Below are 13,658 nucleotides of genomic sequence, written 5' to 3' on the forward strand. Positions count from 1 at the left end.
CCACCGACCCCCGCCCGTCCGGCACCGGCGCGCTGGCCCCCGCCGGCGCGGCGCAGTGGCGCGACGAGCCCACCGCCGAGGCGCTGCTGAAGGCGGGCACCGACGCCGCGCGCGCCGAGCAGTTCTACTTCGTCCTGCCGGACCGGTTCGCCAACGGCGACCGGCGCAACGACCGGGGCGGCCTCGCCGGCGACCGGCTGCGCACCGGCCTCGACCCGACCGACAAGGGCTTCTACCACGGTGGCGACCTCAAGGGCGTCATCGACAAATTCGACTACATCCAGGGGTTGGGCACCACCGCCATCTGGCTCGCCCCGGTCTTCAAGAACCGGCCGGTGCAGGGTGCCGGCAGCGACGTGTCGGCCGGCTACCACGGCTACTGGATCACCGACTTCACGCAGGTGGACCCGCACTTCGGAACGAACGAGGAGATGAAGCGGCTGGTCCAGCTCGCGCACCAGCGTGGCATCAAGATCTACCTCGATGTGATCGTCAACCACACCGCCGACGTCATCAGGTACGCCGAGGACAGGTACGCCTACGTGGACAAGGCGACCTCGCCGTACACCGACGCGCAGGGGAGAGCGTTCGAGGACCGCAACTACGCCGACGGCACCCGCGCCTTCCCACGGGTGAACGACACCTCGTTCCCGTACACCCCGACGTTCGCCGAGCCGAGGGACGCCACGGTCAAGGTGCCGGCCTGGCTGAACGACGCCACGATGTACCACAACCGGGGCGACTCCACGTTCGCCGGGGAGAACAGCGAGTACGGCGACTTCTTCGGGCTCGACGACCTGTGGACCGAGCGTCCCGAGGTGGTGGCGGGTCTGACCAAGGCGTACGGGGACTGGATTGGCGCGACCGGCGTCGACGGGTTCCGGCTGGACACCGTCAAGCACGTCAACATGGACTTCTGGCCGCAGTTCAGCCGGGGCATCGAGCGGGCCGCCGAGCGCGCCGGCAAGAAGGACTTCTTCATGTTCGGCGAGGTGTACAGCGCCGACCCGGAGATCAGCTCCAGCTACGTCCGGCAGGGCGGCCTGCCGGCCACGCTCGACTTCGCGTTCCAGGAGGCCGCGCGCGGCTACACCGCCGGCGCGGGCTCGGCGAAGGCACTGGCCGACGTGTACGCCCGCGACGACCTGTATGCCGCCCGGGACACCGACGCGGGCCGGCTGACGACGTTCCTCGGCAACCACGACATGGGCCGGATCGGCTCGTTCATCGCCGGCGGTGGCACCGACCCGGGCAGTCACCTGCGCCGCGACCAGCTCGCGCACCAGTTGATGTTCCTCACCCGCGGCCAGCCGGTGATCTACTCCGGTGACGAGCAGGGCTTCACCGGCCCCGGGCGGTGACAAGGACGCCCGGCAGGACATGTTCGCCTCGTCGGTCGCCGACTACCTCGACGACGACCTGCTCGGCACCGACCGCACCCACGCCAGTGACCAGTTCGACGCCACCCACCCCCTGTACCGGACGATCGCCGAGCTGGGCAGGCTGCGCCAGGCGCATCCGGCGCTGCGCGACGGCGTGCAGGTCACCCGGTACGCCGCCGACGGCCCTGGCGTCTTCGCCGCCTCCCGGATCGCCCCCGCCGACCGCACCGAGTACGTGGTGGCCGTGAACAACGCCGACATCGCGCAGACTGTCACCGTGGACACCTGGTCGGCCGGCGCCACGTTCACCGGCATCTACGGCGACGGCGCCACCACGCAGGCCGGCGCCGACGGCAGGCTGACACTGACCGTGCCGCCGCTGTCGGCGGTGGTGCACCGGGCCGGCACGCCCATCGCGCAGCCGGCCGCCAAACCGTCCATCGCCATCACCACTCCCGCCCCGGACGCGCTGGTCGCCACCCGGGCCGCGGTCACCACCCAGGTGACGGGGGACCCGCTGGCGACCGTCGCCGTCGCGGCCCGGGTCGACGGCGGCCGGTGGACGCTGCTGGGCAGCGCCGACCACGCGCCGTACACGGTGCACCACGACCTGACCGGGCTGGCCGGAGGCACCAGGGTCGAGTACAAGGCGGTGGTCTGCGACGGTCGCGGCCGCACCGCGACCGCCCGCTCGACCGCCATCGTGGGCACGCCCGAGCAGGGCGGGTCCCGGGAGTGGGCGGTGGTGCACTACCAGCGCCCCGCCGGTGGGTACGACGACTGGGGGTTGTACGCCTGGGGTGACATCGACCCGGCGTACGTCACCGAGTGGCCGAAGGGGCAGCCGTTCGCCGGGGAGGACTCCTACGGGCGGTTCGCCTGGGTGAAGCTCAAGCCGGGCGCGAAGTCGGTGGGCTTCGTGGTGGTCGACTCCGACGGAACGAAGGACGTCGCCCAGGACCGCAGCATCGACGTCACGCGGACCGGCGAGGTCTGGCTCAAGCAGGGCGACGCGACGATCTACCCGACCCGGCAGGCGGCCACCGGTGAACCCGACCCGCCGGTCGAGGAGGGCACCGCGGTGATCCACTATCGGCGGGCCGACGGCAACTACGACGGCTGGGGCCTGCACCTGTGGGACGGCGCCGCCAACCCGACCGAGTGGTCCGCCCCGCTGGAGCCGACCTCCGTCGACGCGTTCGGGGCGGTGTTCCGGGTGCCGCTGGCGGCCGGGGCGACCGGGCTGAACTACATCATCCACCGCGGCGACACCAAGGACCTGCCCGACGACCAGCGGCTCGACATCGCCAGTGCCGGCCGGGAGGTGTGGCTGCTCGCCGCCACCCCGGGCCGGTTGCTGCCGTCGACGTCGACCAGCGCCGGCCGGGACACCGACATCGCCAAGCAGAAGGCGCACTGGATCGACCGGTCCACCGTGGCGTGGCAGACCGGCCCGACCGACGGCAGGACGTACGCGCTGGTCACCGCACCGACCGGCGGGGTGAGCGTGGTCGACGGGGAGCTGACCGGCACGTACACCACGCTGCCGCTGCGGGCGCAGCGCAACGGGCTCACCGAGGCCCAGCGCACGACGTTCCCGCACCTGTGGTCGTACCGTGGCTTCACCCTGGACCGGGGTGACCTGGCGAAGGTGCCGGCGGCGCTGCGCGGGCAGTTGCTGGTCACCGAGCGCGACGCCGAGGGTGCCCTGCTCGCCGCGACCGGCGTGCAGATCCCGGGCGTGCTCGACGACGTGTACGCCCGGGCCACCGACGCCACCCTCGGGCCGACGTTCGCCGGCCGTACGCCGAGCCTGGCGCTCTGGGCGCCGACCGCCCGGACGGTCGCGTTGCAGCTGTTCGACTCGCCCACCGCCCCGCCGAAGACGGTGCCGATGCGTCGCGACGACCGCACCGGCGTCTGGTCGGCGCGCGGCAGCCACGCCTGGACCGGGAAGTACTACCGGTACGAGGTGCGGGCGTGGCAGCCGGCGGCCCAGCGGCTGGTCACCGCCTCGGTGACCGACCCGTACTCGGTGGCCCTGTCGGCGGACTCCACGCACAGCCAGCTGGTCGACCTGAACGACCCGGCGCTCGCACCGGCGGGCTGGCGGTCGCTGCGCAAGCCGGCCCCGGTGCCGGCGGCGAAGGCGCAGGTCTCCGAGCTGTCGGTGCGGGACTTCTCCATCGCCGACGAAACCGTGCCGGCCGAGCGGAGGGGCACGTTCCTCGCCTTCACCGACCCGAAGACCGCCGGCATGACCCACCTCAGGGCGCTCGGCGACGCGGGTGTCACCCACCTGCACCTGCTGCCGGCGTTCGACTTCGCGACCATCCCGGAGAAGCGGGCCGACCAGCGCCAGCCGGCGTGTGACCTGGCGGCGCTGCCGCCGGACTCCGACCAGCAGCAGAGGTGCGTGGCGGCGGTCGCCGAGACCGACGGCTACAACTGGGGCTACGACCCGCTGCACTACACCGTGCCGGAGGGTGGCTACGCGGTCGACCCGACCGGCGCGGCGCGGACCACCGAGTTCCGGCGGATGGTGGCCGGCGTGAACGACGCCGGCCTGCGGGTGGTCATGGACGTGGTCTACAACCACACCTCGGCGGCCGGCGTCGACGACAAGTCGGTGCTGGACCAGATCGTGCCCGGCTACTACCAGCGGCTGCTGGAGGACGGCACGGTCGCCAACTCCACCTGCTGCGCCAACACCGCCCCCGAGCACGCCATGATGGGCAAGCTGGTGGTCGACTCGCTGGTCACCTGGGCCCGGCAGTACAGGGTGGACGGTTTCCGGTTCGACCTGATGGGTCACCACCCGAAGGCGAACATCCTGGCCGTGCGGAAGGCGCTGGACCGGCTGACCGTCGCCCGCGACGGGGTGGACGGCAGGGCGATCCTGCTCTACGGCGAGGGCTGGAACTTCGGCGAGGTCGCCAACGACGCCCGGTTCGTGCAGGCCACCCAGGCCAACATGGCCGGCACCGGTATCGGCACCTTCAACGACCGGCTGCGCGACGCGGTACGCGGAGGCGGGCCGTTCGACGCCAACCCCCGGGTGCAGGGCTTCGCCTCCGGGCTCTACACCGACCCGAACGGCGACCCGGTCAACGGGTCACCGGCCGAACAGAAGGCCCGGTTGCTGCACGCCCACGACCTGATCAAGGTGGGGCTCACCGGCAACCTGCGCGGGTACCGGTTCACCGACTCGGCCGGGCGCGAGGTCACCGGCGGGCAGGTCGACTACAACGGCTCGCCGGCCGGCTACACCGCCGCGCCGGGCGAGGCCGTCACCTACGTCGACGCGCACGACAACGAGATCCTGTACGACGCGCTGGCGTACAAGCTGCCGCAGGCCACCGCCGCGGCGGACCGCTCCCGGATGCAGGTGCTGGCGCTGGGCACGGTGGTGCTGGGGCAGGGCACCGGGTTCGTCACCGCCGGCACCGAGCGGCTGCGGTCGAAGTCGCTGGACCGCAACTCGTACAACTCCGGTGACTGGTTCAACCAGATCCGGTGGGGCTGCGAGCGTGGCAACGGGTTCGGCGCCGGTCTGCCGCCGGCGCAGGACAACGAGGACAAGTGGTCGTACGCGAAGCCGCTGCTGGCCGATCCGGCGCTGGTGCCGGACTGCGCGGCGATCAACACCACCGACGCCCGGTACGCCGAGCTGCTGCGCATCCGGGCGTCGTCGCCGGTGTTCGGGCTGGGCACCGCCGAGCAGGTGCAGCAGCGGGTGGCGTTCCCGCTGTCCGGGGCGCAGGAGACGCCGGGGGTGCTCACCATGACCCTCGACGGTCGGGGCCTGGACCGGCGGTGGCGTTCGGTCACGGTGGTCTTCAACGCCACTCCGCAGGCCGCGACGCAGCAGGTCGCCGGGCTGCGCGGGGCGGACGTCACGCTGCACCCGGTGCTGCGGGACTCCGCGGACCCGGTGCTGCGGACCGCGTCGTTCGACACGGCGAGCGGCACGTTCCGGGTGCCGGCGCGCAGCGTGGCGGTCTTCGTGCAGAAGTAGCAGGCCGCACGTGAACCGGCCCCCTTCCGCGTGGTGCGGAAGGGGGCCGGTGCTCTGCTGGCCGTCGTGCCGCCGTTCCCGGCCGCACGTCACCCGAGGGTGATCAGGCGAAGCAGTTCTCGATGGTGCCGCCCGGGATGGCCAGGCAGTTCGTCGGACGGTTCGCGGTGATCGCGGACTTGTCGTCCACGTTCACCTCTCCGCCGAAGCTGAAGACACCGCCCGGAGCGAAGGTGGAGAAGTTGTGCGCGACCTTCGTCTTCGACAGGTTGACCTCGCCGAAGATGTTGAAGATGCCGCCGCCGACCCCGATCGGGCCGATGGCCCGGTTCCCGACGACCTCGCTGTCGCGCAGGGTGAGGACGCTGTCCACGTTGAAGACCCCGCCGCCGAAGAAGCCGGCGGTGTTGTCCTTGATGGAGCTCTTCTCGACGGTGACCGCGCTGTCGAAGGCGATGGCCAGGCCACCACCGACGCCGGCGGTGCTGTTCTTCTCCACCGTGACGTTGTGCAGGTTCATCTGGCTCTCCGCCGCGGCGATGCCGCCGCCCGCGAGGACCGCGGTGTTCGAGACGAACTTGGTCTCGTACGCGGTGGTGTTGCCCTCGATGTCGAGGAGGCCACCGCCGAAGCCGAGGGTCTCGTTGTCGCTGATCTCGCTCTTCTTGATCTCGACGGTCCCGCCGTCGACGTCATCGGTGAAGATCTCCGCGGCGCCGTTCGAGATACCGCCACCGCCGATGATGGCGGTGTTGTCCTTGATCTTCGACTCCTCGACCTTGAGCAGGCCGGCGTTGAAGATGCCGCCGCCGAAGAAGAAGGCGGTGTTGCGGGAGATGGTGCTCTTCCAGATCTTCGTGGTACCGAAGTTGGCCACGCCACCGCCGTTGCCGCCCGACTGGTTGAGCGTGACCTCGGACTCCAGGATCTCGGCGGTGCCGCCCGGCTGGACCAGGATGCCGGCGCCGTCGTTCTCATCCGGCTCCTCGACGAGCGGCGTCACGGCACCGGTCGGGGCCTTCGGCGTGACCTTCGGGGCCGCCTTCAGCCCCGCCTTCGGGTTGGCCTGCCGGGTGGTGAGCGCCTGGTTCAGCGGGACGCCGGCCTTGACCTGCGCCGCGATCGCCTCGGAGTCCGAGTAGGCCGCCCAGACGTCTGCCGGCTGGACCCCGTTGAACAGTTCGAGGGTCTGGCCGCCCTTGATGGTCAGGCCCTTCACCGTGAGGTGTCCGCCGCTGCCGACGTTGAGGATCCGGAAGTAGTCGGCCGTGGCGTCCCGGGTGATCGTCGTGTGCTCACCCTTGAGCGTGATCCGCTCGGTGATCACCGGAAGGCCGTTGCCCTCGAAGTCGTTGCGGGTCAGGTTGTAGGTGCAGCCCTTGGCCAGCTCCAGCACACCGCCGTGCCTGCTGTTGGCGAACGTGATCGCCTGAATCAGCTTGTCGGTGTCGCAGGGCACCTCCTTCCCGCGCTCTTCCTTGTCCTTGTCCTTGTCCCGGTCCTTGTCCTTGTTCCGGTCGTCGTTCCGGTCCTTCTCCCACTCGCGACCCTCGTCGCCGCGGTGGTCGCCGTCCTTGCTGACCTGCGCGGTGTTCCAGTTCAGGCCGACCGCGCCGGCGCTGCCCGCGACGCCAACCGCCGCGAGACTGATCACGCCCGTCAATCCGGCTACGCCACTGGCGAGCCAGAGCTTGCGGCGGCGCTTGGCCGTCGCCTGCCCGGAGGCTTCGTTGTTCGTTAGGTAGTTGGACATCGGAGCTCTCTGCCCTCTCCTCGTACCAGACAGGGTCGCCGCCCTCAGGCGGGCGTCCCCTGCTACAAATCGGTTGTAGCTCCCAAAAACACCGTATGAGAAGGTTCCTCGCCTCGGGGGCTTATCCGAAAGAAGCCCACATTCGGTTCATGTCCCGTCCGGGGTGGCCCGGACGCCCCGCGCGGGCACGCGCCCGCCCAACCCGGCCGTCGACCTCCATGACCTGCACAAACGGGTACGCCCCTCCGTGCCATCAGCGGCTCGGAGGGGCGCACCCTCTATGTGGATCAGCCCCACCGGTCAGGCGAAGCAGTCCGGAACGTTGAAGCAGTTGGTCGGGCGGTTGGCGGTGACCGCGGACTTGTCGTCCAGGGTCACGGTGCTGCCGAGGCCGTTGAAGATGCCCCCGGGCGGGAGGGTGGCGAAGTTGTGCGCCACCTTCGTCCGGTGGAGGGTGACCTCACCCCCGTCGGTGTTGAAGATGCCGCCGCCGCGGGCGAACGGACCGACGGCCCGGTTGCCCACCACCTCGCTGTCGCGCAGGGTGGTGACGCTGTCCTCGTTGAAGAGGCCGGCGCCGAAGAACCCGGCCGTGTTGTCCTTGATCCAGCTGTTCTCCACGGTCGCGGTGCTGTCGAAGGCCACCGCCAGGCCGCCACCCACGCCGGCCGTGCTGTTGCTGGCCACCGTGGCGTGCTTGAGGGTGAGCTGGCTGTCAGCCACCGCGACGCCACCGCCGGCGAGCAGCGCGGTGTTGTCGCTGACCGTCGTCTCGTGCAGGGTCGTGGTTCCCTCGACGTCCAGGACGCCGCCGCCGAAGCCGAGGGTCCGGTTGGCGGAGACCTCGCTCTTGTAGACCCAGACCGACCCGCCCTCGACGTCGTCGGTGAAGATCTCCGCGGCGCCGTTGGCGATGCCGCCGCCACCGATGATCGCGTTGTTGTCCTTGATCTTCGACTCGTCGACCTGGAGCACCCCGGCGTTGAAGATGCCGCCGCCGAAGAAGAAGGCGGTGTTGTGCGCCACGGTGGTCTTGCTGAGCCTGGTGTTGCCGAAGTTCGCCAGCCCGCCGCCGTTGCCGCCGGACTGGTTGTACAGCAGTTCGCTGTCCAGGATCTCCGCCCGGCCACCGGGCTGCACCAGCACCCCGGCGCCGTCGTTGAACCCGGGCTCCTCCACCAGCGGCACCGCCGCGGGTCCGGCCGCCGCCGGCTTCGCCGCCGCGGCTGCCGGCTTGGCCACCGTGGCCGCCGCCTTGGCTGCCGCTGCTGGCTTGGCCGTCGCGGCTGCCGCCTTGGCTGCTGCCGTGGTCGCCGGCTTGGCTGCGGTCTTGGCTGCCGCTGCCGGCTTGGCCGCCGGCTTCGCTGGGGTCTTGGCCGCCGGCTTGGCCGCGGTCTTGGCCGCCGCGCCCGGCTTGGCCGCCGCCGCGGTGGCCGGCTTCGCCTGCTCGGCCGCCGAGGTGGCGCGGACCGAGGGCGAGTACGGCGCCCAGACCGTCGCCGGGTCCACGGTCATCTGCCGCTGAAGGGTCTGGCCACCCTTGATGCTCAGGCCCTTGAGGGTGAGGTACCCGCCGGGGCCGACGTTCAGGATCCGGAAGTAGTCGGCGGTGGCGTCGCGGCCGATGGTGGTGTGCTCGCCCTTGAGGGTGATGTGCTCGGTGATCACCGGCAGACCGTTGCCCTCGTAGTCGTTGCGGGTCAGGTTGTAGGTGCAGCCCTTGGCCAACTGCAGCACGCCGCCGTTGTCGTTGTTGGCGAACGTGATCGCCTGGATCAGCTTGTCGGTGTCGCAGGGGACCTGCTTGTCGCGGTCCTTCTCGTCCCGCTTGTCGTCGCCCTTGCCGTCGCCCTTGTCGTCGCCCTTGTCATCGTTGCCCTGCCGGTCGTCGAAGCCGCTCCAGTCGTCGCCGCTCCACTCGTCACCCGGGTCCTCGCCGCTGTTCCCCTCGGCGCCGTCGGCGTTGTCGCCCGCGCCACCGGCGTCGCTGACGTTCTGCCGGTTGGTCGACGGCTGCGCGTCGGACACGCGGCCGGAGCTGGGCTTGTCGTCCCGGGCGGCCACGCCGCCGAGGGCCGCCAGGCCGACCACGCCGGTCAGCCCGGCCACGCCGGCGACCCAGAGCGCCCGCCGTCGTCGTGTCGGCGGAGCCGTCGAGGCCCCGCCGTCGGTACTCGTTACGTCGTTGGACATCAGAGCCTTCCGCCCTTTCCTGCTACCAGACGGGATCGCACCGCCCAGGGCGCGCGACCAGCTACAAATGGGTTGCAGCCTCTGATCCCCACCGTATGAGAACCATCCTCGCGATGCGGACTTATCCGAGATAAGCACGCATTCGCCTCACGTCGGCGCAGGAGCCGGCGAAGGGGCCGGGCTGACAGGAAAGGCGTGACCAGCACAAACGCCGACGGACCCCGTCGCCAGACGCGCGGACGTCGAAACGTCGCGGCCCGGCGGCGGGGCCCGCCGTGGGTCGTGCCGGTGCTGCGGTCAGCCGGGCAGGCGCGGACCTGCCTCGCGCTGCTCGGCGAGCCAGGTCTCCACCTCGTCAGCGGTGCGCGGCAGACCGGCCGACAGGTTCACCGCGCCGGTCGCGGTGACCAGCACGTCGTCCTCAATCCGCACGCCGACGCCACGCAGCTCGGCGGGGACCAGCTCGTCCTCCGGCTGGAAGTACAGCCCCGGCTCGACGGTGAGCACGTAGCCCTCGCCCAGCGTGCCGTCGCGGTACGTCTCCTTGCGGGCGTTCGAGCAGTCGTGCACGTCGATGCCGAGCATGTGGCCGAAGCCGTGCAGCGTCCACCGGCGGTAGACCGAGGACTTCTCGTCCATCGCCTCGTCCACGCTCACCGGCAGCAGGCCCAGCTCGGCCAGGCCCTCGGCCAGCACCCGCATACAGGTGAGGTGGATGTCCTTGAACTTCACCCCGGGGCGGATCGCCTCGATGCCGGCCTGCTGCGAGGCGTACACGATGTCGTAGACCTGGCGCTGCAGGGCGGTGAACCGCCCGCTGACCGGCAGCACCCGGGTCACGTCGGCGGTGTAGAGGTTGGCCCCCTCGACACCCATGTCCATCAGCAGCAGCTCACCCGGTCGAGTGGCGCCGTGGTTGTGCACCCAGTGCAGGATCGTGGCGTGCTCGCCGGCGCCGACGATCGAGCCGTACCCGACGTCGTTGCCGTCGTGCCGGGCCCGCAGCGCGAAGATCCCCTCCAGCAGCCGCTCCGAGACGGCGCGGTCGGCCGGCAGGATCCGGGCCACGTCCTCGAAGCCGCGCACCGTGGCGTCGATCGCGTCCTGGAGCTGGCCGATCTCCCACTCGTCCTTGACCAGCTTCTGCTCCGAGATGGCGATCGCCAGCTCCCGGTCGCGGGGCGGCTGCCCCTCGGCGCGGACGCCGTCGTACGGGCGGACCGCCGCGTCCACCTGGGCGTCGAAGCCGCGCAGCACCCTGGTCCGCCCCGGCGCCAGGTCGGCGAGCGTCGCCTCCAGGCCGGTCAGGTCGGCGGTGGGCAGGCCCAGCTCGGTGGACTTCTCGCCGAGCGTGTGCCGCCGGCCCACCCACAGCTCGCCGTGTCGGCTGCGGAAGAACTCGTCGGTCTCCCGGGACGAGCGGGGCCGCATGTACAGCGTGGCGTCGTGCCCGGAGCCGTTCGGGCGCAGCACCAGGACGCTGTCCGGGTCGTGGTCACCGGTCAGGTAGGCGAAGTCGCTGCCGGGCCGGAACGGGTACGCGGTGTCGTTGGCCCGGACCTTCTCGGTGCCGGTCGGGATCACCAGCGTCTCGCCCGGGAAGGCCGCCGAGAGCGCGGCCCGCCGCTTGGCGTAGTTGGGCGCCTCCGGTCGGGGCGCGACCGGAAGCGCGCTGTCCCGCCAGCCCTGCCGCATGAAGGACAGGAACGCCTCCGGAAAGTCCGGATCGTGCGATTCCGTGCCGTCCGTCGGCGTACCGTCGGTGCGTCCCTCGGTCATTGCGCCGCTCCCTCCGTGTCGTTGCTGGTCCCGACGGTACCGCGCGCCCGGTTCCCGGTGGCGCCGGCCGGGAGCGCTCCGGATCGACGGACGGCTGCGACGGGCCCAGGGCACGCGTGGGAAGATGACCACCATGTGCGGACTCCTGGCCTTCTTCAGCGCGAACGGCAACGCCGCCGCGCACCGCGACCACATCGCCGGAGCGTTGGAATGCCTGCACCACCGCGGCCCCGACGAGACAGGGGTCGAGGTGGTCGGCGACGCCTCCGGCCGGTACGCGGACGGAGTGTTCGCCCACAAGCGGCTCGCCATCATCGACGTCGCGTCGAGTCACGAGCCGCTGCCCTACGCGAACGGCCGTTACCTGCTCACCTTCAACGGTGAGATCTACAACTACATCGAGCTGCGCGACGAGCTGGTGCGGAACTTCGGCGCCCAGTTCGCCACCGCCGGCGACGGTGAGGTGATCGTCGCCGGCTACCACTTCTGGGGCGAGCAGGTGCTCACCCGGTTGCGCGGCATGTTCGCGTTCGTCATCTGGGACCGGCAGGAGCGCCGTGCGTTCGGCGCCCGTGACTACTTCGGCATCAAGCCGATGCACTACCTGGAGACCGCCGACGGGCTCTACCTGGCCTCGGAGAAGAAGGCGCTGCTGCCGTTCGCGCACAGCAGCTACCAGGGCGACGCTGGCGTCGACGCGGCCAACCTCAGCCACTACCTGACCCTGCAGTACGTCCCCGAGCCCGGCACCCTGCACAAGGGCATCAACCGGATCGGCTCCGGGGAGTACCTGACCTGGACCCCGGGCGGGCGGATCGACGTCCGGCGGTGGTACCGGCCGGTGTTCCGGCCGGCGCCGGTCGACGACGAGCAGAAGCTGTACCACGAGATCCGGGAGACGCTGCGCGAGAGCGTGCGCATGCACATGCGCTCCGACGTGCCGGTCGGGTCGTTCCTGTCCAGCGGTATCGACTCCACGGCGGTGGTCGCGCTGGCCCGGGAGTTCAACCCGAACATCCTCACCTTCACGGTCGGCTACGACGTGCCGGGATACTCGGAGATCGACGTCGCCCAGGACTCGGCCCGGCACCTGGACGTCACGACCATCCCCACGAAGATCGGTCCGCAGGACATGATCGACGCGCTGCCGAAGATCGTCTGGCACCTCGACGACCCGGTGGCCGACCCGGCGCTGGTGCCGCTCTACTTCGTGGCGAAGAAGGCCGCCGAGCACGTCACGGTGGTGCTCTCCGGCGAGGGCGCCGACGAGTTCTTCGGCGGCTACACGATCTACCGGGAGCCGCTGTCGCTGGGCACCGTCAACGGCCTGCCCGGCGGGGTGCAGAAGGGGCTGCGGGCGGTCTCCAAGGCGATCCCGCAGGGTGTCAAGGGCAAGAGCTTCCTGGAGCGTGGCACCACCCCGATCGAGGAGCGCTACTACGGCAACGCCCGGATGTTCACCGAGGAGGAGAAGCAGCAGCTGATGCGCCGCTACGACCCCTCGGTGCGCTACACCGACGTCACCGCCCCGATCTACGCGGAGTGCACGGAGCTTGACGACGTCACCAAGATGCAGTACGTCGACCTCTACACCTGGCTGCGCGGCGACATCCTGGTCAAGGCCGACCGGATCTCGATGTCCCACTCGCTGGAGGTGCGGGTGCCGTTCCTCGACCGGGCGGTGTTCGACGTCGCGGCGAAGATCCCGGTGGACCTCAAGCTGCCGCCGCGCTCCGACGCCACGAAGTACGCGATGCGCCAGGCGTTGCAGGGCGTCGTCCCGCCGGCCATCGTCAACCGCAAGAAGCTGGGCTTCCCGACCCCCACCCGGGTCTGGCTGCGCGGCGAGATGTACGAGTGGGCCCGGCACGTGCTGAGCACCTCGGGCGCCGGTGACCTGCTCGACCTGTCGTACGCGCTGCGGCTGCTCGACGAGCACAAGCGGGAGGAGGCCGACCACTCCCGCAAGGTGTGGACGGTGCTGATCTTCTGCATCTGGCACGCCATCTTCGTGGCCAAGACCCTCGACCCGGGCATCCAGCGCAACCAGTCCGCCCTGCTCACCAAGCCGGTCGTCGGCTCGATGGTCCGCTGACCCTCGTCGACCTCTGTTGATCAAGAGGTTTGCGTCATCCGGAGTCGCTCCGGTGACGCAAACCTCTTGATCGTTTCCAGCCAGGGGGTCAGCGGCGGGCGCAGGTGACCGTGGGGAGGGTGTTGGTGCCTGTCGTGTTCGCCAGGAAGCCGAAGGTCGTGGTGCCCTCCGGTGCGACCGTGCCGTTGTGCGCGACGTTCGTCGCTGTCACCGACGAGCCGGACGAGGTCTGGGTGGCGTTCCACACCTGACTGATCGTCTGCCCGCTGGGCCAGGTCCAGCTCGCCGTCCAGCCGGCGAACGGCGTACTGCCGTGGTTCATGATCATGACTTCGCCCTGGAAGCCGCCCTGCCAGGCGCTGACCACCTTGTAGACCGCCATGCAGTCACCGCCGGACGGTGGCGGGGTGGTCGGGTTCGGCGGTGACTGCATGGCGG

5 protein-coding genes and 1 pseudogene are annotated in these 13,658 nt (G+C 70.7%); 2 read left to right on the plus strand and 4 right to left on the minus strand.

Annotated elements, in window-relative coordinates; genetic code table 11:
- The first annotated feature begins 32 nt into the window (after positions 1-32).
- A pseudogene (pulA, locus tag DKT68_RS02930) lies at positions 33-5,400 on the plus strand (pullulanase-type alpha-1,6-glucosidase).
- Positions 5,401-5,503: 103 nt separating this feature from the next.
- Here the strand turns inward: pulA and DKT68_RS02935 are convergent.
- From DKT68_RS02935 to DKT68_RS02945, 3 genes are all read right to left on the minus strand, one after another.
- Complete coding sequence (locus DKT68_RS02935; RefSeq protein ID WP_109815890.1) at positions 5,504-7,153, minus strand: hypothetical protein; 1,650 nt, start codon at positions 7,151-7,153, stop codon at positions 5,504-5,506.
- Between the two features lie 300 nt (positions 7,154-7,453).
- Positions 7,454-9,346 carry a hypothetical protein gene (locus tag DKT68_RS02940; RefSeq protein ID WP_109815891.1) on the minus strand — a complete coding sequence of 631 codons (1,893 nt, stop codon included), beginning with the start codon at positions 9,344-9,346 and terminating at the stop codon, positions 7,454-7,456.
- A 297-nt stretch (positions 9,347-9,643) separates the two neighbouring features.
- Positions 9,644-11,125, minus strand: coding sequence for an aminopeptidase P family protein (locus tag DKT68_RS02945; protein ID WP_109815892.1), 1,482 nt, complete (start codon positions 11,123-11,125; stop codon positions 9,644-9,646).
- Positions 11,126-11,258: 133 nt separating this feature from the next.
- Between DKT68_RS02945 and asnB the strand changes: the two genes are divergently transcribed.
- Entirely contained in the window at positions 11,259-13,220 is a 1,962-nt protein-coding gene (gene asnB / locus DKT68_RS02950; protein ID WP_109815893.1) for an asparagine synthase (glutamine-hydrolyzing), read from the plus strand.
- An 88-nt stretch (positions 13,221-13,308) separates the two neighbouring features.
- Here the strand turns inward: asnB and DKT68_RS02955 are convergent.
- The coding region (locus tag DKT68_RS02955) for a cellulose binding domain-containing protein (RefSeq protein WP_201748873.1) at positions 13,309-13,658 on the minus strand (350 nt) is incomplete at its 5' end.

The organism is Micromonospora acroterricola, from assembly GCF_003172955.1.
Classification (GTDB): domain Bacteria; phylum Actinomycetota; class Actinomycetes; order Mycobacteriales; family Micromonosporaceae; genus Micromonospora; species Micromonospora acroterricola.